The 22,019-nt window shown below is 72.5% G+C and carries 19 protein-coding genes and 1 riboswitch; of the genes, 6 read left to right on the top strand and 13 right to left on the bottom strand.

Going from position 1 to position 22,019, the window contains the following annotated elements; all coding sequences use genetic code 11:
- The first annotated feature begins 65 nt into the window (after nt 1-65).
- Nucleotides 66-566, top strand: coding sequence for a MarR family winged helix-turn-helix transcriptional regulator (locus N1031_RS14385; RefSeq protein WP_259480388.1), 501 nt, complete (start codon nt 66-68; stop codon nt 564-566).
- 2 nt (nt 567-568) lie between these two features.
- Here N1031_RS14385 and N1031_RS14380 read toward each other — a convergent pair whose 3' ends face one another.
- Nucleotides 569-2,371 (bottom strand): ABC-F family ATP-binding cassette domain-containing protein, encoded by a 1,803-nt coding sequence (locus tag N1031_RS14380; RefSeq protein ID WP_259480387.1) that lies wholly within the window; start codon nt 2,369-2,371, stop codon nt 569-571.
- Between the two features lie 81 nt (nt 2,372-2,452).
- On the opposite strand from N1031_RS14380, the gene N1031_RS14375 reads away from it, so the two are divergent.
- A complete protein-coding gene (locus tag N1031_RS14375) occupies nt 2,453-3,295 on the top strand; it encodes a spermidine synthase (RefSeq protein WP_259480386.1) in 843 nt (280 codons plus the stop codon).
- Between the two features lie 214 nt (nt 3,296-3,509).
- Here the strand turns inward: N1031_RS14375 and N1031_RS14370 are convergent, their stop codons facing one another.
- Nucleotides 3,510-3,998 carry a YdeI/OmpD-associated family protein gene (locus N1031_RS14370; protein ID WP_259480385.1) on the bottom strand — a complete coding sequence of 163 codons (489 nt, stop codon included), beginning with the start codon at nt 3,996-3,998 and terminating at the stop codon, nt 3,510-3,512.
- A gap of 85 nt (nt 3,999-4,083) precedes the next feature.
- Between N1031_RS14370 and N1031_RS14365 the strand changes: the two genes are divergently transcribed.
- A complete protein-coding gene (locus N1031_RS14365; protein ID WP_259480526.1) occupies nt 4,084-4,584 on the top strand; it encodes an adenine phosphoribosyltransferase in 501 nt (166 codons plus the stop codon).
- A 58-nt stretch (nt 4,585-4,642) separates the two neighbouring features.
- Here N1031_RS14365 and N1031_RS14360 read toward each other — a convergent pair whose 3' ends face one another.
- The 8 genes from N1031_RS14360 to rsmI form a co-directional block, all read right to left on the bottom strand.
- Nucleotides 4,643-5,578: a 4-(cytidine 5'-diphospho)-2-C-methyl-D-erythritol kinase gene (locus tag N1031_RS14360; RefSeq protein WP_259480384.1), complete on the bottom strand. Its 936-nt coding sequence runs from the start codon at nt 5,576-5,578 to the stop codon at nt 4,643-4,645.
- A gap of 47 nt (nt 5,579-5,625) precedes the next feature.
- On the bottom strand, nt 5,626-6,429 hold the full coding sequence (locus N1031_RS14355) for an alpha/beta fold hydrolase (RefSeq protein ID WP_259480383.1): 804 nt from the start codon (nt 6,427-6,429) through the stop codon (nt 5,626-5,628).
- A 13-nt stretch (nt 6,430-6,442) separates the two neighbouring features.
- The gene (locus N1031_RS14350) at nt 6,443-7,834 is read right to left on the bottom strand and encodes an NtaA/DmoA family FMN-dependent monooxygenase (protein ID WP_259480382.1); all 1,392 of its coding nucleotides are present in this window, start codon (nt 7,832-7,834) and stop codon (nt 6,443-6,445) included.
- A 1-nt stretch (nt 7,835) separates the two neighbouring features.
- Entirely contained in the window at nt 7,836-9,119 is a 1,284-nt protein-coding gene (locus tag N1031_RS14345) for an NAD(P)/FAD-dependent oxidoreductase (RefSeq protein WP_259480381.1), read from the bottom strand.
- A 98-nt stretch (nt 9,120-9,217) separates the two neighbouring features.
- Nucleotides 9,218-10,009 (bottom strand): 16S rRNA (adenine(1518)-N(6)/adenine(1519)-N(6))-dimethyltransferase RsmA, encoded by a 792-nt coding sequence (gene rsmA / locus N1031_RS14340; protein WP_259480525.1) that lies wholly within the window; start codon nt 10,007-10,009, stop codon nt 9,218-9,220.
- A gap of 68 nt (nt 10,010-10,077) precedes the next feature.
- Nucleotides 10,078-10,962: a TatD family hydrolase gene (locus N1031_RS14335; protein ID WP_375163643.1), complete on the bottom strand. Its 885-nt coding sequence runs from the start codon at nt 10,960-10,962 to the stop codon at nt 10,078-10,080.
- A 38-nt stretch (nt 10,963-11,000) separates the two neighbouring features.
- Entirely contained in the window at nt 11,001-12,572 is a 1,572-nt protein-coding gene (gene metG, locus N1031_RS14330; RefSeq protein WP_259480379.1) for a methionine--tRNA ligase, read from the bottom strand.
- A gap of 66 nt (nt 12,573-12,638) precedes the next feature.
- Nucleotides 12,639-13,457, bottom strand: coding sequence for a 16S rRNA (cytidine(1402)-2'-O)-methyltransferase (rsmI, locus tag N1031_RS14325; RefSeq protein ID WP_259480378.1), 819 nt, complete (start codon nt 13,455-13,457; stop codon nt 12,639-12,641).
- A 40-nt stretch (nt 13,458-13,497) separates the two neighbouring features.
- Here rsmI and N1031_RS14320 point away from each other — a divergent pair, with 40 nt between their 5' ends.
- Nucleotides 13,498-15,156, top strand: a complete 1,659-nt coding sequence (locus N1031_RS14320; RefSeq protein ID WP_259480377.1) for a dolichyl-phosphate-mannose--protein mannosyltransferase — start codon at nt 13,498-13,500, stop codon at nt 15,154-15,156.
- Between the two features lie 7 nt (nt 15,157-15,163).
- Nucleotides 15,164-16,222, top strand: a complete 1,059-nt coding sequence (locus N1031_RS14315; RefSeq protein ID WP_259480376.1) for a YeiH family protein — start codon at nt 15,164-15,166, stop codon at nt 16,220-16,222.
- A 26-nt stretch (nt 16,223-16,248) separates the two neighbouring features.
- Here N1031_RS14315 and N1031_RS14310 read toward each other — a convergent pair whose 3' ends face one another.
- Entirely contained in the window at nt 16,249-16,563 is a 315-nt protein-coding gene (locus tag N1031_RS14310) for a DMT family transporter (RefSeq protein ID WP_259480524.1), read from the bottom strand.
- Nucleotides 16,564-16,578: 15 nt separating this feature from the next.
- Nucleotides 16,579-16,641: riboswitch (guanidine-III (ykkC-III) riboswitch) on the bottom strand.
- Between the two features lie 81 nt (nt 16,642-16,722).
- On the opposite strand from N1031_RS14310, the gene N1031_RS14305 reads away from it, so the two are divergent.
- The gene (locus N1031_RS14305; protein WP_259480375.1) at nt 16,723-20,079 is read left to right on the top strand and encodes an ATP-binding protein; all 3,357 of its coding nucleotides are present in this window, start codon (nt 16,723-16,725) and stop codon (nt 20,077-20,079) included.
- A gap of 20 nt (nt 20,080-20,099) precedes the next feature.
- On the opposite strand, the gene N1031_RS14300 is transcribed toward N1031_RS14305, so the two are convergent.
- Both N1031_RS14300 and N1031_RS14295 read right to left on the bottom strand, forming a co-directional pair.
- Nucleotides 20,100-20,915 carry an ABC transporter permease gene (locus N1031_RS14300; RefSeq protein ID WP_259480374.1) on the bottom strand — a complete coding sequence of 272 codons (816 nt, stop codon included), beginning with the start codon at nt 20,913-20,915 and terminating at the stop codon, nt 20,100-20,102.
- On the bottom strand, nt 20,912-21,961 hold the full coding sequence (locus tag N1031_RS14295) for an ATP-binding cassette domain-containing protein (RefSeq protein ID WP_259480373.1): 1,050 nt from the start codon (nt 21,959-21,961) through the stop codon (nt 20,912-20,914). The genes N1031_RS14300 and N1031_RS14295 overlap by 4 nt, the downstream gene beginning before the upstream one ends.
- Nucleotides 21,962-22,019 lie beyond the last annotated feature (58 nt).

Below are 22,019 nucleotides of genomic sequence, written 5' to 3'. Positions count from 1 at the left end.
GCCAGACGGCAGGGCGCGTGATCTGGATACGCGTGATCTGGATCCCTGATCTGGATAATGGGGAGATGGCACCACGCGACGCACGCGACACCGTCGATGAAATCGTCGACGCGTGGATGCGTGAGCATCCGGGACTGGACTTCTCACCGCTGAAGATCCTGTCGAGGGTGACCCGTCTGGCCAAGCAGCTCGAGAAGACGCGTCGCGCGTCGTTCGCCACCGCGGAGCTGGAACCGTGGGAGTTCGACGTGCTCGCGGCGCTCCGCCGCGCGGGCACCCCGCACGAGCTGAGCCCGAAGGCGTTGCTGGAGCAGACCTACGTCTCGAGCGGCACCATGACGAACCGCATCGACGGGATGGTGCGACGAGGCCTCGTCGAGCGGCGCACCGACCCCAACGACGGCCGGGGCGTGCTGGTCTCGATGACCGCCGAGGGGCGCATCCGGGTCGACCAGGCCATCTCGCACCTCGTCACCGCCGAGACCGAACTGCTCGCCGGGTTGAGCCGGGCCGACCAGGACCGCCTGGCGACCCTGCTCAGACGCCTCTCACTCGACATGGCCTGAGCTCAGCCGAGTTGCTCGCTCAGCTCGAGCCACCGGTTCTCGAGCTCGCCGAGCTGGGACTCGAGAGTGGAGAGCTCTCCGCTGAGCACGCCGATCCCGACGTAGTCGCTCTGGTCGAACTCCGCGATGCGGTGGTGCTGCGCGTCGATCTCGGCCGACAGCTTCTCGATGCGGCGATCGATCGACGACAGCTCCTTCTGCGCCGCGCGGAGGGCAGCGCCGGAGAGAGCCGGCTCTGCGGCTGCCGCGGCGGGCTCCGCGGCAGAGGCAGGGTGAGTGGCCGAGGCGCCGCCACCGCTCACCGCGGCACGCCGAAGCTCCAGATACTGCTCGAGTCCGCCGGGCAGGTGCCTGAACCGGCCGTCGAGAACCGCGTACTGCTGATCGGTCACCCGCTCCAGCAGATATCGGTCGTGCGACACCACGAGCAGCGTGCCCGGCCACGAGTCGAGCAGGTCTTCGATCGCGGCCAGCATGTCGGTATCGAGGTCGTTGGTCGGCTCGTCGAGAATCAGCACGTTCGGCTCGTCGAGGAGGATGAGCAGCAGCTGCAGCCGTCGCTTCTGGCCGCCCGACAGGTCGCGCACGGGAGTCGACAGCTGCGCCGACGTGAAGCCGAGCCGCTCGAGCAGCTGGCCGGGGGTGAGCTCCTTGCCACCCGCCACGTAGGAGGTCTTCTGGCGGCCGATCACGTCGCTCACCCGGTCGTCGAGCACGGCCTGCAGCTCGTCGAGCTGCTGCGTGAGGCTCGCGATACGCACCGTCTTGCCGCGCTTGACCCTGCCCGACGACGGCTCCACGTCTCCGGTGACCAGCCCGAGCAGCGTCGACTTGCCGGCGCCGTTCACGCCGAGCACGCCCGTGCGCTCCCCCGGGGCGATCCGCCACTCGACATCGCGCAGCACCTGCTTCTCGCCGAACGAGACCGACACGTCGAGGAGGTCGACCACGTCTTTGCCGAGCCTCGCCGTCGCCATCTGCGCCAGCGAGACGGAGTCGCGCACCGGGGGTTCGTCGGCGATCAGTTCGGCCGCCGCGTCCATCCTGAACTTGGGCTTCGAGGTTCGCGCGGGCGCACCTCGGCGCAACCAGGCGAGCTCCTTGCGCATGAGGTTCTGCCGCTTCGCCTCGGTGGCCGCTGCCATCCGGTCGCGCTCGACACGCTGCAGGATGTAGGCCGCGTATCCGCCCTCGAACGGCTCGATGATGCGGTCGTGCACCTCCCACGTCTCGGTCGACACCTCGTCGAGGAACCACCGGTCGTGGGTCACCACGGCGAGACCGCCCTGACCGGCCGGCCACCGGCGCTTCAGGTGCTCCGCCAGCCAGGCGATCGCCTCCACGTCGAGGTGGTTGGTGGGCTCGTCGAGGAAGAGGATGTCCCAGTCGCCCACCAGCAACGCCGCCAGCGCGACCCGGCGCCGCTGCCCGCCGGAAAGCGTGCCCACGATCGCGTGCCAGTCGATGCCGTCGAGAAGGCCGGCGATGACGTCACGCACCCGCGGATCTCCCGCCCAGACGTGCTCGTCGAGGTCGCCGACGACCGCGCGTTCGACGGTGAGCGTGGGATCGACGGTGTCGGCCTGGTCGAGCATCCCGAGCGTCACGCCGCGCCGGCGGGTGACCCGCCCGGAGTCGGGTTCGAGCCGGCCCGAGAGGAGCGAGAGCAGCGTCGACTTGCCGTCGCCGTTGCGGCCCACGATGCCGATGCGGTCGCCCTCGTCGATCCCCACGGTCACCGAATCGAACACGACGCGGGTGGGGAATTCGAGGTGGAGCGACTCGGCGCCCAGGAGATGTGCCACCCGTCGAGGCTACCCCGCACCCGGGGCGACGCCGCCCGAGCAGTCCTCACCTTCGCGCTCGGGGTCGCGTATCATTCCCGCATGTCCACGAACATCCGGCCCCGCGACGCGCTCACCGCAGCGGGAGCCGAGCTGCACGAGCGGGAGGGTGGGGCGATCGAGCTCGTCGTGCGCGGCATCCCGCAGTCGTGGGTCGCCGCCGATCAGACGGCTCTGCGGTATCCCTACACACGATGGATCGGACGGATGCTCGACGCCGTGGGCCGTCGCGACGCACCTCTGCGGGTGCTGCATCTGGGCGCCGGGGCGCTCACGCTGCCCCGATCCGTCGCGAACCGCAGACCTGGATCGACGCAGGTGGTCGTCGAATCGCAGCGGGAGCTGTGCGAGGCCGTGCTCGACCGCATACCCCTCCGCTCCGACGCCCGTGACTCGATCGAGCTGGTGTACGGCGATGCCCGCGACGTCGTCGAGGGCGCCGACCGTGGAGGGGTGCCGCTCGGCGGCGCCTTCGACGGGATCGTGGTCGACCTGTGGGACGCCGCGACAGTGCATGCACGGGTGGCGAGCCAGGAGTTCTATGCGGCGGTCGCGCGGCACCTCGCACCGCAGGGCGTTCTCGCCGTGAACCTGCTCGACGGAGACGACTTCGGTTATGCGCGGGCCCAGGCCGCTGCCCTGCGAGAGGTGCTGCCCCGAGTGGCGGTGGTGGGAGACGGCCTCGGTGAGACCGGCGATCGGCCTCCGCTGGGCAACGTGGTGCTGGCGGCCAGCCGCTTGAGTGTCGACCGGTTCCTGGGCGACGTCACGGCGACCCGCGTCGTGCACGGCTCCGCGCTCGACTCGTGGATAGGAAATGCCGAGCCGGCGACCGACCTCACGGCCACGGACTCACCCTCGCCCGACGATCCGCGCTTCAGCTGAGCTCCATGAGACCGCCCATCCGCCGGCCCGCACCGAGCGGCGCGACACCGGCGGTCGCCGCGCTCACGGCCGCGGGCGTGGAGGCAGGGTACCCATGAGGATCCTCTCGAGTCGAACGAACCGGACACTCGAACGTTAGGCGCGGACACCTCGAGGGCGACCGGAGTAGTTTCCACTCAGGCACCCGCGTCGACCACCCGACGCCAGCCGGCCCCTACTTCAGTCGGCGCCCCTCCCGCACCATCCCGACCATCCGCTCGATGCGCGCCGCCCGCGTCGCCTCGCGCACCGCCGAGTCGATCCACTGCTGGTACTCCCGCTGATGGCTGTAGCTCATCGTGGTGAACGCCGCGGTCGCACCCGCTGCCTCGAGCGCCGCACGCGCATCCGGCCCCAGCTCCACGGTGCGCGGATCGGTGTCGAGCCGCACCACGACGTGCAGCACATCGCCCGGCTGCTTGCCGGTGGCCTCGCGAACCGCCTTCAGCACCCCGAGCAGGTGCTGCTCGCCGCCCATGCGCGCGAGCGATCCCCGGTAGGGCACACCGTCGAACGTCGCCCTCACGGGTACTCGCCCCGTCACCCCGAACAGCTCGGCCACCGAGAAGGGGAACGCCACCCACGCGCCCGAGTTCGCGACGCTCTCGTCGCGCAGCACGACCGCGTCGAACTCCACCGGACCCGGGTCGCGGAACTCCACCATGGCGGCATGGTATCGCTACGCTGAGCCCGTGACCGAGCAACCAGACGCACGACGCGACGAGGCGATCGCCCTCGTGCGGCGCGGCATGACCGAGACTCCCGACTTCCCCGAACCGGGCATCCTCTTCCGCGATCTCTCCGGGCTGTTCGCCGACCCCGAAGGGCTCCCCGTCGTGGGCGAGGCACTCCTCACCGTGCACGACGGCTTCGGCCCGTTCGACGCCGTCGCGGGAGTCGAGGCGCGCGGTTTCGTGCTCGGCACCGCGGCCGCGCTCGCGGGTGGGGCCGGGATGCTCGCGGTGCGGAAGGCCGGCAAGCTTCCGGGCGCGGTGCTCACCGAGCGGTACGCCCTCGAGTACGGCACGGCGGCGCTCGAGGTGCATCCCGACACGCTCCCGGCGGGCTCGCGCGTGCTGGTGGTCGACGACGTGCTGGCGACCGGCGGCACCCTCGCTGCCACCCTCCGCTTGATCGAACGGGCGGGCTGGGAGGTCGCGGGGGTGGCGGTGGTGATCGAGCTGGACGGCCTCGACGGCCGGGCTGCGCTCCCCGATGGGGTTCCGGTCGGAGCGCTGCTCACGCTCTGAGCGAGCGAGCGAGCGAGCCGGCGAGCGAGCCGACGAGCGAGCCAGAACAGACGCGAACTCAGTCGGGCATGACACGGGCCCCGGGCACCGGCCCGGTCACCCGCACCACCTGGTGCCGCGCGGCACTCAGCGCGATCTGCAGCTCCAGCGCCGAGTCGAGATCGGCCGCGAGGAACGCCACGGTCGGCCCGGACCCCGACACGATCCCCGCCAGCGCCCCCGAGCTCTCCCCCAGTTCGAGCACCGACGACAGTCCGGGGTTCAGGTGCAGCGACGGCGCCTGCAGGTCGTTGTGCAGCGCTTCGGCGAGCATCTGCGGCTCGCCCGCGCGGAGCGCCTGCAGCACGTCGGGGTCGACCACCGGCTGGCCGCGCGCGGGGAAGATGTCCTGCGCGTGCCGCTCCCGGTGCCGATCGAGCTCACGGTAGACCTCGGGCGTGCTCACGCCGCGCTCGGGCAGCACGAGCACCCAGGGGAACTGGCCTTTGGCGAGCGCCGGGCTCAGCTGGTCGCCGCGACCGGTGCCGATGGCCGTGCCGCCGGTGAAGGCGAAGGGCACATCGGCACCGAGTTCGGCCGCGAGCGCGAGCAGCTCGTCGCGCCCCACGTCGGTGCGCCACAGCGTGTCGCAGGCCAGCAGGGTGGCCGCGGCATCGGCCGAGCCGCCGCCCATGCCGCCCGCGATCGGCACGTTCTTGTCGATGTGCAGCCGCACCCCGCCGCGGTAGCCCGCCCGCCGGGCGAGCAGGCGTGCGGCGCGGATGGCGAGGTTCGAGCCGTCGGTCTCCAACGAGGATGTGTCGATGTGCCCCCCGAAGGTGACCGAGAAGTCGCTCGCGTCGGAGGCGTAGACGTCTTCGTAGAGCGACACGGCCTGGTAGGCGGTGGCGACGTCGTGGTACCCGTCGTCCATCACCGCGCCGACCTTGAGGAAGACGTTGATCTTGCCCGGAGCCCGCACGTGCACCGCAGACGCAGCGCCCCGATTGCTCATACCCACCAACCTAGCCCACGCGGCGAGGTCCCCCGATCAGGGGGCGTTCAGGCGATCTCCGGCAACTCCGCCACCGCCTCCTCCGCGGCCGCGACCACCGCGTCCACATCCTCTCGGTGCACCGAGTGCGACACTCCCTGCAGCACCCGGAAGCCGAAGTCGGCGGCCTCGCGGGCGAGCCGCTCACCGGTCGCCGCCGTGAACGTCGCCCCCAGCGCCGGGTCGGCCGCCAGCACCCGCACCCGCACGGGCAGCCCGGCCACGGTCTCCACCAGCGCCCAGTCGGGGTTGTCGCGGATGGTGCGCTCGACCGTGTAGGGGCTCACCACCCGGGCGGCGTTCACCTTCTGCACGGCGTCCTCCACATGCCAGCGCGGATGCGCACGGTGCAGCGCCGCCGCGTCGAGCGCCTCGAGGTCGGGCAGCAGCTCGGCGACGAGCCCGTCGGCCTCCTCGGGGGCGACGGTGAGCACCGGGTCGAGCAGCAGCAGGGCACGGGCCCACTCCGGATGCGCGTGGGCGGCGACCACGGCGACCGCACCGCCGAGCGAGTGGCCGATCACGAGATTCCACGGCGCTCCGCCCGACGACCCTCGCCCGGCGGGCGTGAGGCGCGCCACGTCGGCCGCGTAGTCCTCGAGACGGTAGCGCACCGTGCGCGGCGAGGCGCCGTGACCACGGAGGTCGGGTGCCGTCACCGCCCAGCCCCGATCGGCGAGCGCGTCGGCCACCCGCCACCAGGTGCCGGCCGCCGAGGGCAGACCGTGCAGCAGGAGTGCCGTGGGCCGCGCATCCGCCCCACCCGCGTGCGGCTCACCCCAGTGCAGTGTGGTCAGGTCGACGGTGCTCACGCACCGCATCCTCTCACGCCGTGGCGCGCGCCGCGGTCGGTGCGGTGCGAGCCGCGGTCGCTGCGGTGCGGGCCGCTGCGGTGCGGGCCGTCGCGGTGTGCCGGTTCTCGGGCACCGCGAGGCCGAGGTGCCCGCGCAGGGTCGACCCCTCGTACTCGTCGCGGAACAGTCCGCGCGCCCGCAGCAGGGGCAGCACCTCGCCCGTGAACCGCCGGAAGTCGCTCGGCAGGTTCTGCAGCAGGATGACGCCGTCGAGCGCGCCCTCCTCGAACCACCGCTCGAGCTCGTCGGCCACGGTCTGCGCTGTGCCCGTGAACGGCGACGGCCGGAACCCCGAGAAGTGCAGCACCGTCTCGCGCAGGGTGAGCCCGTGCGTGCGGGCGTGCTCCTTGATGCGGCGCGACTGCGTGCGGGCCGAGAGCTCGCCGATGTCGCCGAGCTCGGGGAACGGCGCGTCGAGGTCGTACCGCGTGAAGTCGTGCCAGCCGAAGGCGCGGCTGAAGATGGCCAGCTGCTTGTCGAAGGGCTTGGCGTCGTGCACCGCCCGCTCGATCGCCCGGGCCTCCTCCACCGTGTCGGCCACGATCGGCGCCACGCCCGGCAGCACGAGCACCTCGTCGGCGCTGCGCCCCAGGGTGCGCGCCCGCGCCTTGATATCGGCGGCGAAGGCCTTCCCCGCCTCGAGGGTGGGCGCGAACGTGAAGATGCCCTCCCCCACGGCGGCACCGAGGTCGCGGCCCTCGTCGGAGTCCCCCGCCTGGAAGATGACGGGCTGCCCCTGAGCCGACCGGATGGCGTTCAGTGGCCCCTCCACGTCGTAGTAGCGGCCGTGATGGCTCACCGGGTGCAGTTTCGACCTGTCGACGAAGCGGTCGCCCGGCACGTCGTAGGGGAACGCGTCGTCCTCGTAGCTGTCCCACAGCTCCTGCACCACCCGCACGTGCTCCCGCGCACGCCCGTAGCGCTCGGCGTAGTCGTAGTGCTCCTCGCGCCCGTACTGCCCCGCGGTGCCCTCGTCGGTGCTGGTCACGATGTTCCACCCGGCGCGCCCGCCCGAGATGAGGTCGAGCGAGGCGAAGCGCCGCGCCGTGTTGAACGGCGAGTTGTACGAGGTCGACAGCGTGCCGACCAGGCCGATGCGGCTCGTGGCGGTGGCGACGGCCGCGAGGATGGTGAGCGGCTCGAGCCGGTTGAGGTAGTGCGGCGGCGAGTCGGGCGTGATGAAGGTGGAGTCGGCGATGAAGAAGAAGTCGAGCTTGCCCTCCTCGGCGATGCGCGCCCACTCGATGTACTTCTCGATGCGCACCCCCGAGTCGGGCTCGAGCTCGGGGTTCTTCCAGAGCTCGTGCTGGCCGGGGCCGCCGACCCCGTGGTAGGCGGCGCCGATCTTCAGGTGTCGTGTCATGTCAGCTCCTCGAGGGTGATGGAGAGGGTGCGGATGCGACCGGTGCGGATGCGGCCGGTGCGCCGGATGCGACCGGTGAGCCGGATGCGGCGGCCCCGGCCCGCAGACCCGGCCGCAGCGAGAACGGGGCGGGGGCCCGGATGCCCTCGGCGAGGTCGGCGAGCAGCTCGCCCACGGCGGGTGCGAAGGTGAGCCCGTGGTCGGAGAAGCCCACCGCCACCGACACGGGTCCCACGCGGTCGATCACGAATCGGCCGTCGCGCGCGACCGTGTGCAGGCTCGAGCGCAGAGGCGTGGTCTCGGAGGGCTGGAGCGACGGCAGCCACTCCCGGGTGTACCGCGCGAGCGCCGAGGCCGCCTGCCGCGGCGGACGCGCCGGCCGCGCATCCGGATCGCGCACCGCCCGCCCGGCGGCGGGCCCGTCGCCCAGCCAGCTGATCTCGACGCCGCCCGGCACCGGCACCGCCACGAGCCGCGGCGCCAGCCAGTGGCCGAAGCGGGGGTCGCGCGGCGAGCGGCGGTGTTCGAGCACGGGGATCGGCTCCGGCGAGCCGTCGGAGGCGACGAGGGTGGCCGTCTCGACGCGCGACACCGTCAGTCGCGGCAGCACCACGAGCGGGCCGATGAGCTTGGTCGTCCAGGCGCCGAGCGACACCACCAGCCGGCGGCACTCCCACTCCTCCGCGAGGCCCACCCGCGCGCCGCCCTCGTCGACCGGGACGGCCTCCACCAGCGCCCGGTCGTCGCCGAGCACCCGGATGCGGGTCACCGCGGTCCCGAACCGGAACTCCGCCGCGTTCTGCCTGGCCGCGACCCGCAGGCGCGCCGTCGCGTGCTCGACGCCGACCGCCGACGTCGCGGGCGACCACACCGCGGCGGTGTCGAGTCGCACCCGCGGCCAGCGGGTGCCGGCGGGGTCGACCCGCTCTGCGTCGATGCCGAACCGGGGAGCGACGACCGCGACCTCGTCGAGCGCGGGATCGTCGCCGTGCCGAAGGCCCCCCACGCGCCGCAGCACGACCGACCCGACCTGCTCCTCCAGCTCACGCCACAGTCGCACCGAGTCGGCCACGAGCGGCAGCAGCACGGTGTCGGAGTGCGCCGTCGACACGAACGAGCCCTCCGGCGCGAGCGCTGCGTCGAGGCTCTCCCCCGCCCGGTGCGCCGGATGCTCGGGCCGCCGCTCCAGCACGGCCACCTCGACTCCGCGCGCGGCGAGCCGCCAGGCGGCGGCGGTTCCCGTCGAGCCGCCGCCGACCACGAGGGTGTCGATCTGCCTGGCCACGACTCGACGCTAGGCGGGCACCTCCGCGGCGCGCCTGCTCTCCGCAACACGCGGTAAGACGGTGTCGAATTATGACGGCCGGGTCGCCGGACGGCAGCTCAGGATGTGGCGCGCGCCACGGCGAGGAAGTCGTGCACCGTGAGCTGCTCACCCCGGGCCATCGGGTCGACCCCGGCGGCGGTGAGGATGCGCGTGGCCTCCTGCGAGTCGCCCAGTACGGTCGACAGCGCCTGCCGCAGCATCTTGCGCCGCTGCCCGAAGGCGGCGTCGACGATCTCGAAGGTGCGCACCCGCAGCTCCTCGCTGTCGAGCCCGCTGCCCACCCGGTCGAACCCCACGAGCACGGAGTCGACGTTCGGCACCGGCCAGAACACCTGGCGGCTCACCTGGCCCGCGATCCTCCAGTCGCCATACCACGCGGCCTTGACCGAGGGCGAGCCGTACACCTTCGACCCGGGCGCCGCGGCCAGCCGGTGCCCGACCTCGGCCTGCACCATGACCACCCCCGAGCGGATCGACGGGAAGTGCTCCAGGAAGTGCAGCAGCACGGGTACTGAGACGTTGTAGGGCAGGTTCGCCACGAGTCGCGAGGGCTCGGACGGCAGCTCGAGCACCCGCAGCGCATCGTCGTGCACGACCGTGAGCGACGCCTCCGGGGCCAGCTGCGCAGCCGTGAGGGGCAGCTGCGCGGCGAGCCGCCGGTCGATTTCGACCGCCACGACCGCGGCCCCCGCCTCGAGCAGCCCGAAGGTGAGCGAGCCGAGACCGGGGCCGATCTCCACCACCACGTCACCGGCCTCCACCCGCGCCGCCCGCACGATCTTGCGCACGGTGTTGGCGTCGATGACGAAGTTCTGGCCGAGCTTCTTCGTGGGGGTGAGGTCGAGCATCGCCGCGAGGTCGCGCACCTCGGCCGGCCCGAGAAGCGCGACGGATGCGGGCCGACCCGGCTGCTCGCTCACGAGGCCTGCACCGGCTCGTCCTCCCACCGGCCGTACACGAGCTCGGTGTTGGAGGAGATCTGCGCCGCGAGCATCGACACGTCAGTGCCGAGGTGCGCGGCCATGGCCCGGAGCGTGTGCGGCACGAGATACGGGGCGTTCGGGCGGCCGCGGTAGGGCATCGGGGTGAGATACGGCGCATCCGTCTCGACCAGCAGCAGCGAGCGCGGGGCGGTCTCGAGGGCCTCGCGCAGGTTGTGCGCGTTCTTGAACGTGACGTTGCCGGCGAAGGAGAGGTACCAGCCGTTCTCGGCGCAGATCGAGGCCAGTTCGGCGTCGCCCGAGAAGCAGTGGAACACCGTGCGCTCGGGTGCCCCCACGCGCTTGAGCGTGGTGATCACCTCGGCGTGCGCGTCGCGGTCGTGGATCTGCAGCGCGATGCCGTTCTCCTTCGCGATCTCGATGTGCGCCTCGAAGGAGCGGTACTGCGCCTCGCGGCCCGCCTCGGTCTCGGTGCGGAAGAAGTCGAGCCCGGTCTCGCCCACCGCGCGCACGCGGGGCCACGAGGCGAGCTCGGCGATCTCGGCGAGCGCCGCATCGAGCCCGCCGGCCTCGGCGTAGACCGGGGCCTCGTTGGGGTGCAGGGCGACCGCGGCGAGCATGCGCGGCTCGCGGGCGGCCTGCTCGGCCGACCAGCGCGAGGTCTCGAGGTCGGTGCCCACCTGCACGACGCCCCGCACGCCGACGGCCGAGGCGCGGTCGAGCTGCTCGTGGAAGTCGATCGGGTCGGAGCCGTGGGCGATCTCGAGGTGCGTGTGGTTGTCGTACACCGGCACGACGAGCGCCTCGGGCAGCGGCGGGTAGGCCTGCTCGGTGCGCTCCGACGGCTCGCGCTCGCGCAGGAAGACGGGCGGGCGCTGCGGGTCGTGCTCGGGGAGCGTCACGCGGTCGCCTCGACCTCGATCCGCGGGAACAGGGCCTCCAGCGGTTCGACGCGGGCGCCGCCCTCCCACTCCCACGCGGAGCGGATCGGCTGCTGCTGCACCGTGCCGGCGCCGCCGAGCGCGGTCCACAGCTTGGCGGCGGCCTCCGGCACCACGGGCGAGAGCAGCACGGCGAGGGTGCCGATGCCGCGCACCGCGGTGTTCAGCACGGTGGCGAGGCGGGCGGCCTGCGCCGGGTCTTTCGCGAGGGCCCAGGGCTCCTGCTCGGTGATGTAGCCGTTCAGCTCGTCGACGAGCTCCCAGATGCGGGCGATGGCCTCGTGCACGGCGAGCCGGTCGATGGCCGAGTCGGCGGCGGCGGTGACGCGGCGTTCGGTCTCCCGGATGCGGCGCTCCGCATCCGTCACCGCGCCCTCCACCGCGGCGGGCACCGCGCCGTCGAAGTAGCGGGTGACCATGGCCACCACGCGCGAGGCGAGGTTGCCGAAGCCGTTGGCGAGCTCGGCCTGGTAGCGGGCCGAGAGGTCCTCCCACGAGAACGAGCCGTCCTGGCCGAAGTTGATGGCGCGCAGGAAGTAGTAGCGGAACGCGTCGGAGCCGAAGGTGTCGGTGATCTGCTCGGGGGCGATGCCCGTGAGCTTCGACTTCGACATCTTCTCGCCGCCGACCAGCAGCCAGCCGTGGCCGTACACCTGGCGGGGCACCTCGAGCCCGGCGGCCAGGAGCATGGCGGGCCAGATGACGGCGTGGAAGCGCGCGATGTCCTTGCCCACGATGTGGGTGGCGGGCCAGAGGCGGGCGAACTTCTCGTCGTCGGAGCCGTAGCCGGCGGCGGTGGCGTAGTTGAGCAGGGCGTCGAACCACACGTAGACCACGTGCGACTCGTCCCACGGCACCTTGATGCCCCAGTCGAAGGTCTGGCGCGAGATGGAGAGGTCGGTGAGGCCGCGGCGCACGAACGAGACGATCTCGTTGCGCACGCTCTCGGGCTGCACGAAGTCGGGGCGCTCCTCGTAGAGCGCGAGAAGCCGCTCGGCGAAGTCGCTCATGCGGAAGAAGTAGTTGCGCTCCTTGAGCAGCTCCACCGGCTTGGAGTGGATGGCGCAGACCAGCTGCCCCTCGTACTGTCCGGTGCCGTCGACGAGGTCGGAGAGCTGCTTGTACTCCTCGCAGCCCACGCAGTAGTAGCCCTCGTACTCGCCGGTGTAGATGTAGCCCGCGTCGTAGAGCCGCTGCAGGAAGAGCTGCACGTTCTTCTCGTGCCGGGGCTCGGTGGTGCGGATGAAGTCGTCGTTCGAGATGTCGATGGTCGCGAGCAGCGGTTCCCAGGCCTCGGCCACGAGCTTGTCGGCCCACTGCTTGGGGGTGACGCCGTTCGCGGTGGCGGTGCGCAGGATCTTCTGGCCGTGCTCGTCGGTGCCGGTGAGGAACCAGGTGTCGTCGCCGGCCTGCCGGTGCCACCGCGCCAGCACGTCGGCCGCGACCTCGGTGTAGGCGTGCCCGATGTGGGGCACGTCGTTCACGTAGAAGATCGGCGTGGTGATGTAGAACGAGGAGCCGTCGGACATGCTGACCATCCTAAAGGCCGCCAGCCGCCCGGCCCGCTGTGTGACGCCGAGGCGGGGGCGTGACGGTCAGCGGCGTGACGCGAGTGCGCCCTCGTAGAGATCGCGGCGGGACAGGCCCGTGGCCTCGGCGATCGCGGCGGCGGCGTCTTTGAGGCGCTGCCCGTCGGAGACCAGCTCGAGCACCTGCTCCACGCCGGTGGCGAGGTCGACCGCGAGCGGCTCGGCACCCGCCACCACCACCACGATCTCGCCCTTCACCCCGGCGGCCGCCCACTCCGCGAGCTCGGCGGCCGTGCCGCGCCTGGCCTCCTCGTAGAGCTTCGTGAGTTCGCGCACGACCGCCACGCGGCGCTCGGCGCCGAGCTCGGCCGCGAGGTCGGTGAGCGACTCGGCGAGCCGGTTCGGCGACTCGAAGAACACCATCGTGCGGGGTTCGCGGGCGAGGGCGCGGAACGCCGCCGTGCGCTCGCCGCGCTTGCGCGGCAGGAAGCCCTCGAAGGTGAAGCGATCCGTCGGCAGTCCGGAGAGCGCCAGCGCCGTCACCACGGCGGAAGGACCGGGCACGACGGTCACCCCCACCCCGGCGGCCACGGCGGCGGCGACCAGCTGATAGCCGGGGTCGGAGACGGCGGGCATCCCGGCGTCGCTCACGAGCACCAGATCACCGTCGCGGGCGAGTTCCACCAGGGAGGCGGCCTTCTCGCGCTCGTTGTGCTCGTGCAGCGGGATGAGGCGCGGCCGGTTCTCCACCCCGAGCGCGCGCAGCAGCTTCGCCGTCACCCTGGTGTCCTCCGCCGCCACCACCTCGGCGCCCTCGAGCAGCTCGATCAGGCGCAGCGACGCGTCTTTGAGGTTGCCGATGGGCGTCGCGGCGAGGATGAGCATCTCCCCAGTCTCGCACCCGGCCACCCGTTAGCATGGGCCGGTGAGCTCCGAGGTGACGACCGCATCCGGGCCGGACCCCGCATCCGGCCCCACCGCGCAGCCCGACGCGCCCGCCGTGCCCGAACCGCCCGCGCCCGAACCCACCGGCTCTCGACTCGACGACTGGTGGCAGCGGCTCATGAGCACCCCGGCGCGGGAGCGGATGTGGCGCTGGGGCGGACCGCTCGCCGTCACCCTCCTCGCCGCCGTGCTGCGGCTGGTGAACCTCGCCCACCCGCACAGCCTCGTGTTCGACGAGACCTTCTACGTCAAAGACGCCTGGACCACCTGGAACCTCGGCTACGAGGCGAGCTGGCCCGCCGACGTCGACGGGCAGTTCGCCGCGGGCGGCACGGCGCTGTTCCACACCAACGCGTCGTTCGCCGTGCATCCGCCGCTCGGCAAGTGGATCATCGGCGCGGGCATGGCCCTGTTCGGCCCCGACAGCTCGTTCGGCTGGCGCATCGCGGTGGCCGTGTGCGGCATCCTGCTCGTGCTGCTCACCGCCCTCATCGCCACGAGGCTGCTGCACTCCACCCTGCTCGGCACGATCGCCGGGTTCCTGCTCGCGATCGACGGGCACGCCATCTCGATGAGCCGGGTGGGCATCCTCGACGGCATCGTCGCGCTGTTCCTGCTGCTCGGCTTCGGCGCGGTGCTGCTCGACCGGCAGTGGCACGCCACCCGGTTGGCGGCCGCCGTGGCTAGGGCCGAGGAGACGAAGGGCAGGGCGCCCGACTGGGGCCCGGCGCTCTGGAACCGGCCGTGGGTGCTCGCCGCCGCGGTGGCCTTCGGGCTCGCCTCCTCGGTGAAGTGGTCGGGTCTGTACTTCCTCGCCGCGTTCGGGGTGTACCTCATCGTGGTCGACGCACTCGCCCGGCGCCGGCTCGGCATCCCACTCTGGTTCAGCTCGGCGGTGCTGAAGCAGGGCCCCGTCACCTTCCTGCTGCTCGTGCCGCTGGCCCTCGCCAGCTACCTCGTCACCTGGATCGGCTGGTTCGCCACCTCGGGCGGCATGTACCGCACCTGGGCGCAGGACTCGAACGGGGAATGGACGGGCCCGTTCGCGTGGGTGCCGCTCGCGGTGCAGAACTTCTGGCACCTCGAGGTGGCGGTGTACAACTACCACGTCAACGAGCACTCGCCGCATCCCTACCAGGCCAACCCGCTGTCGTGGCTGTTCCTCGTGCGGCCCACGCAGATGTACGTCAACCAGGTCGACGACTCCGTCTGCGGCGGCACCACCTGCTACGAGAACATCACCTCCATCGCGAACCCCATCATCTGGTGGGCTGCGACGGCGGCGATCTTCTACCTGGTCTACCGGCTGGTGCGCAAGCGCGAGTGGCAGGTGGGTCTCATCCTCATGGGGATGGTGGCGGGGTACCTGCCGTGGCTGCTCTACATCAACCGCACGGTGTTCCAGTTCTACACGATCGCGTTCGAGCCCTACATGATCCTGGGGCTCACCTTCGTGATCGGGATGGCGCTCGGGTCGCGGGGCGATCCGCGGTGGCTGCGCACGCGGTCGCTCGTACTGGTGGGGGCGTTCCTCGAGGTGTGCGTGCTGGTGTCGGCGTGGTTCTACCCCGTGTGGACGGGGATGCCCGTGCCGGCGTGGTTCCTGAGCCTGCACTACTGGCTGCCCACGTGGCGATGACCCGGGCATGACGAGGCTGCTGCCCGGCCTCGCGGTGGCGGCTGCGGCGACCGTCCTCGCGTTCCTCGTGCACCTCGCAGTGCCCGCGGTGCCCACCCTCACCGCGGCGGTGGTGCTCGGCGTCGTGGTCGCGCAGCTCCCGGCGGCACAGCGGATGCTCGACGGGCCGCTCAAGGCCGGGCTCGGGCTGGCCGCGCGGCGGCTGCTGCGCATCGGCATCGTGCTGCTCGGACTCAAGCTCAGCCTCGTCGACATCGCGAGCCTCGGCTGGGAGACGGTGGCCGTGATCGTGGCGATCGTGGGCATCACCTTCGCGGCCACCCTGTGGTTCGGGCGGGTGATGGGGCTCCCCGGCACGCAGCCGATCCTCGTGGCGGCGGGCTTCTCCGTCTGCGGGGCCTCCGCCGTCGGTGCCATGAGCGCGGTCACCCGGTCGAAGGACGACGACAGCGCGACGCCGATCGCCCTGGTGACCCTCTGCGGAACGCTCGCCATCGCGGTGCTGCCGGCGCTGCGCATCCCGCTCGGCCTCTCGCCCGAGGACTTCGGCGTGTGGGTGGGGCTCAGCGTGCACGACGTGGGGCAGGTGGTGGCGACCGCGCAGATCGCGGGCCCGGCGGCGCTGGCCGCGGCCGTGGTGGTGAAGCTCACGCGGGTGCTCACGCTCGCGCCGATGGTGGCGATCGTGGGCATGGCCAAACGGCGGCGGGATGCGCGGCTCGCCGCCCTGCCCGAGGGTCACCCCGAGCGGGTGGTGCAGCCGGCGGGGAAGCGGCCGCCGCTGGTGCCGCTGTTCATCGTGGGGTTCGTGGCTGCGGTGCTGGTGCGCACCTTCGTGCTGCCGCTCGTCGACGCCTCCGCCGGCGCCTCTGTCACGAACGGCGTGCTCGACGTCGCAGACCTGGTGCAGACCGTGCTGTTCTCGCTGGCGCTGTTCGCGCTCGGGTCGAGCATCCGCTTCGCCGCCCTCGCCCGCACGGGCTGGCGCGCCCTCGTCGTGGGCCTGGGGTCGTGGGCGCTCATCGCCGCGCTCTCCCTCGGTGCGGTGCACCTGCTCGCCGCCTGACGCTGCGCCTCCCGCGCGACCGCCGCTCAGTGGGTGAGCTTGAGGCCGATGACGCAGGCGACGATGCCGAGCACGAGGAGGGTGCGCACGAGCGAGAAGCCCTCGCCGCCGAGGGTCATGCCGTAGAGCACGGTGAGCGACGCGCCGATGCCGACCCAGACGGCGTAGCCGGTGCCGACCGGGATGGTGCGCAGCGCGAACGCGAGCCCGCCCATCGAGGCGACCAGCGCCACCCCGAACACGACCGTCGGCCAGAGCCTGGTGAACCCGGCGGAGCGCCCGAGCGCGGTCGCCCAGACGGCCTCGAGAACCCCGGATGCGATGAGCACGATCCACGACACGACGACCACTCCCTCATGGTCAGTCTTGTCGCTCTCCGGGTACTGCGCCCTCGTCCGGAGGCCGCGCGGCGGCCTTGCCTCCAGTGTGGCACGCCGCCCTGATCAGACCCTGGGCACGCGCTGCTGCGTACGGCACTCCCCGGCCCTAGGCTTGCGGGGGTGAGCGGAGACGAGGTCGGCGGGGTGCCGGATGCGGGGGCGCCCGACACACTCTCGCGCCCGCCACTGGTGCGGATGCTCGGCCCGGTGCAGGTGCGCACGGCGGCGGGTGAGCTGGTCGAGCCGTCGGGAGCGAGGTCGAAGGCGCTCCTCGTCGCGCTGGCGCTCGCGGCGCCGGCCACGGTGGGGGTGCCGGCGCTGGTGGACGACATCTGGGGCGACGACGCCCCTCGCGGAGCCAAGGCGGCACTGCAGGCCCTCGTGTCGCGGGTGCGCGCCGCGGCGGGCGACGGTGTGGTGGAGTCGACACCGTCGGGCTACCGGCTCGGGAGCGACGGCAGCGACCTGGCGCGGGCCGAGCGCGCGGTCGTCGAGACGGCCGCAGCACTCGACCGCGACGACGCGGAGACCGCCGCCGCGCTCGCCTCGGGCGCGCTCGAGCTGTGGCGGGGCGAGGCGGGTGCGGAGTTCGACGACGAGCTCGGCCGGGCGCTGCGCGAACGAGCGGCTGCCGCGGAGCACGCCCTCGCCGTCACGGCGGCGGAGGCGGCCCTCAGGCTCGGCCGGCCCGCCGTCACGGCCGCCCGGCGTGCTGCCTCCGGTGCACCGTTCGACGACCGGGCCCACCTGCTGCTCATGCGGGCGCTCGACGAGCAGGGGCGGCCCACCGAGGCCCTGGCGGTGTTCGCGGAGTTCCGCGAGCGGGTGCAGGACGCGTTCGGCAGCAGCCCCTCGCTGCCGCTGCAGGAGCTCAACCTCGACCTGCTGCAGCGGGAGGCGACCTCACTCGCCGCCACGGCCCTCGCCCTCACCGCGGCCTCCACCCCGGTCGTCGTGCGCGGGGTCCGCGCCGCGCCGAACGAGCTGCTCGGCCGCGACCACGACATCACCGCGCTCGAGGCGCTCCTCGAGCGGTCGCGCGTCACCACCGTCCTGGGCGCCGGAGGTCTCGGCAAGACCCGCGTGGCGCAGGAGCTGGCTGCCCGCGCCACGCGCAGAACACTGCCCGGGGGCTCGCGCCGCTTCGACGCCGTGTACGTGGTGGAGCTCGCGGGTGTGCGGGCCGGCGACGACCTCGTGTTCGCCCTCGGCTCGGCGCTCGGCATCCGTGAGGCCGCCACGAGCTCGCGCCTGGCCGACCACCTGGTGCGCGCCGACCTCCGCACCCGCATCCTCAACCGCCTCGGCGAGGGTCGAACGCTCCTCGTGCTCGACAACTGCGAGCACATTGTCGACGCGGCCGCGGAGTGGTGCAGCGAGCTCACCTCCGAACTGCCCGAGCTGGTCGTGCTCACCACGAGCCGAACCCCGCTCGCCATCGCCGCCGAGCGCGTGTACCCGCTGCCGCCGCTCGGGCGCCCTGCCGGTTCCGACGACCCCCACGACCTGCTCGACGACCCCGCCGTTCGGCTGTTCGTCGACCGCGCGACCGCCGCCCGGCCGGGCGCCCTGCTCCCGCTCGAGACCGTGGCACGGCTCTGCGAGCGCCTCGACGGCCTGCCGCTGGCCATCGAGCTCGCCGCGGCGCGCATCCGCTCACTCGGCGTCGACGAGGTCGAACGCCGGCTCTCGAACCGCTTCGTGCTGCTCTCGGGGGGAGACCGCTCCGCCCCCGAGCGGCACCGCACGCTGCTCGCGGTGATCGAGTGGAGCTGGAACCTGCTCGGCACGGCCGAACAGCGGGCGCTGGTGCGCTGCTCGGAGTTCGCCGACGGCTTCACCCTCGACGGCGCGGCCTCGGTTCTGGGCGGCGAGGCCGACGCAGTCGCCGACCTGCTCGACACGCTGGTCGCCCAATCGCTGCTCGTCGTCGCCGAGGGGCGCAGCGGGGTGAGGTTCAGGATGCTCGAGACGGTCCGCGAGTTCGGTCGCGACCGGCTGCGCGCCGCCGGGGAGAGCGGCGAGGTGCAGGAGGCCCTCTTCGTCTGGGCCGACGCCTTCGCCGCGCACCACATCGCCCGCAGCGACGGGGCGGAGCAGGTGGCCGCCTTCGCCGCGATCGCCGCCGACGAGGAGAACCTCATCGACGTGCTGCGCCGCGCCATCGACGCCGCGCGACCCGACGTGGTCGTGGCCGTGTACGCCCTGCTCGCCCACTACTGGGCGCTCAGGAGCGCCCACGGAGAGGTGATGGCGTTCGGCCGGGCCGTGTTCGGAGCGGTCACGGCCTATCGCCCCGAAGACGACGGCGACGATGAGAAGACGGCGCAGCTGGCCGTGGGGCTCGTGTTCACGGTGGCGCACATGATGATCGTCGACCTGCGGTTCGCGGTGCGGCCGCTCTCGCGGCTGCGCGCGCTCGCCGCGGTCTGGACGGCGAGCGATCCGCGCCTGGCCACCATGGTCGACGTCGTGCTCTCGGCGCGCACCGAGCGGTCGTTGCACGCCGCCGTGCAGCGCGCGATCGACTCGCCCGACCCTCGCAGCGCGCTCCTCGGCAACCTCGTCGGCAGCATCGCCGCCGAGAACGAGGGTCGGAGGGACGACGCCATCGCGCTAGCCAGAGCAGCGGTGCGCATGGCGGATGCGCTGGGCGACACCTGGGGTACGGCCATGGGCGGGCAGATGCTCGGCGCCCTCTACAGCCAGGCCGGCGAGCCCCGCCTCGCCCTCGAGTGGGCGGGGGGCTCCCGCGAGGGTCTCGTGGCGCTCGGCGCCGACGGCGACCTGCGCCAGCTCGAGTGGGTCATCGCCACGAATCAGATCGCCGTCGGCGACCTCGACGAGGCGCGAGCGGTGTTCGAGCGGCTCACCGTGTCGTCGGGAGAGGTCGACGACGGGATCGAGGTGTCGTCGATCGGGCTGGCCGGTCTCGCCGAGGTGTACCGGGCCGCCGGGCAGGTGGCCGAGGCGCGGGCCGTGTACCAGCGGGCCGCCGACACGTTCAGCGCCCCGCGGATGCGCTCCTCGCCGTGGTACCGCATGGTGCTGTCGGCGACGCTGGCGGCCCTGGTGCTCGACGGCACCGGAACGGCCGGCGAACGGCTGCGGCTGGCCCGGCGCCTCCGCGCCCGCACGCTCGCGAGTCTCCGTGGCCCGTCGCGGGGCTACACCGACCGGCCCGTGCTCGGATCGTCGATCGTGGGGCTCGCGGTGTGGGCCGCCGAGTGCGCGCCGTCGATCCCGGTCGCCGTGCCGCTCGAGCTGCTCGCCCTGGCCGAGGCCATGGCCTCGCGGCAGGACACCCCGGCCCTGCACCTGCCGCCGCTCTTCGAGCGCTTCGCCCGCGCCGTGCATCCGGAGACCGTCGCCGCCGCCCGCGCTGCCGCCGCGGCCCTCCCCCACGACGACCAGCCCGAGCGTGTCGCAGCACTGCTGCGCACGCCCGGGCCGTGGTCGTGGGGCTGGACCGGCTGAGGCTCAGGCCTTGCTGAGGCTCAGGCCTTCTTCATGTAGGCCCGCACGGTGAGCGGGGCGAAGATCGCCACGATCACCGCGGCGCCGAGCAGGGCGACCCCGGCGTCGGCGGTCCATGCGCCGCTGTTGGCAAGCTCGCGCACCGCCGTCACGAGGTGAGAGACCGGGTTGATGTTCACGAACGCCGCCAGCCAGTCGGGCATGGTGTCGGGCGAGACGAAGGCGTTCGAGAGGAACGTGAGCGGGAAGAGGACGAGGAACGAGATGCCCTGCACGCTCGCGGCGCTCCGGGCGATGACGCCGAAGAACGCGAAGATCCAGCTGATGGCCCACGAGCAGGCGATGACCAGCAGACCAGCCAGCACCACGAAGCCGAAGCCGCCGCCGGGCCGGTAGCCCATGATGAAGCCCATCGTGAAGGTGAGCGTGGTCGCGATGGCGTAGCGCACGGTGTCGGCCAGCAGCGCGCCCGAGAGCGGCGCGATGCGGGCGATCGGCAGGGACTTGAAGCGGTCGAACACGCCCTTGTCCATGTCCTCTCTCAGCTGCACCCCGGTCACGACACTGGTCGTGATGACGGTCTGGACGAGGATGCCCGGGATGAGCGTGGGCAGGTAGTCGGCCACGCTCCCGGCGATCGCCCCGCCGAAGATGTAGGTGAACATCAGCGTGAAGATGATCGGCTGCACCGTGACGTCGATGAGCTGCTCGGGGGTGCGGCGGATCTTGATGAGCCCGCGGGCGGCCATGCTGAACGAGTTCTGGACGGTCTGCGCGATGCTGACGTGGTTCTTGAGGGTGCGGCTGGCACCGGGGGTGATGGTCGCGGTGGTCATCGCGCGTTCTCCAGTTCGAGGTCGGGGGCGCCGCCGGCGGGGCGGGCGGACGCGGCGTCGGCGCTGCCGTCGTCGTCGCTGCCGTCGCTGTCGTCGTCGGACGCCGTGTGTCCGGTGAGGGCGAGGAACACCTCGTCGAGGGTGGGCTGCTGCACGGCCAGCTCGGCGACGGCGATGCCGTCCTGCCTGAGGCGCAGCAACAGGTCGGTGACGGTGTCGGGGTCGCTCATCGGCGCGGTGATGCGGCCCGCCTCCGGGGTGAGCACGGCCTCGACCCCGAGCACGTCGAGGATCGCGAAGCGCGCCCGCTCGAGATTGGCGGCGTCGGCGAGGCGCAGCAGCAGCGAGGCCTGACCGACGCTCGCCTTGAGCTCGTCGGCGGTGCCCTCGGCCACCACGATGCCGCGGTCGATCACCGCGATGCGGTCGGCCAACTGGTCGGCCTCGTCGAGGTACTGCGTGGTGAGCAGCACGGTCGAGCCGGTGGCGACGAGGCGGCGGATGGTGTCCCACATCTGCGATCGCGTGCGCGGGTCGAGGCCGGTGGTGGGCTCGTCGAGGAAGATGAGGGGCGGCTGCGAGATGAGGCTGGCGGCCAGGTCGAGGCGACGGCGCATGCCGCCGGAGAACTTCTTGAGCGGACGCTTGGCGGCCTCGGTGAGACCGAACTCCTCGAGCAGCTCGGCCGACTTGCGCCGCGCATCCGCCCGGCTCAGCCCGTTGAGACGGGAGAAGAGCACGAGGTTCTCGGTGGCGGAGAGCGTCTCGTCGACGCTGGCGTACTGCCCGGTGACGCCGATGAGCTGGCGCACGATCTGCGCCTCGCGCTGCACGTCGTGGCCGAAGACGGTGGCCTCGCCGCCGTCGGGCTTGAGCAGGGTGGCGAGCATGCGGATGGTGGTGGTCTTGCCGGCCCCGTTCGGACCGAGCACGCCGTAGACGGTGCCGGTGCGCACGCTGAGGTCGACGCCGTCGACCGCGCGGTTGTCTCCGAACACCTTGACGAGGCCGTGTGCTTCGACGGCCCAGTCGGTGGGGTTCGCCATGGCGATTCCTTTCGTACTGTCTTTCGTACTGTCGTGAGGGAGCGGCATCGACCGCTCG

Source organism: Herbiconiux moechotypicola (assembly GCF_024979255.1).
GTDB lineage: Bacteria > Actinomycetota > Actinomycetes > Actinomycetales > Microbacteriaceae > Herbiconiux > Herbiconiux moechotypicola.
The sequence above is the reverse complement of the archived record's forward strand: the minus strand, read 5'-3'. Positions and strand labels throughout refer to the sequence as shown.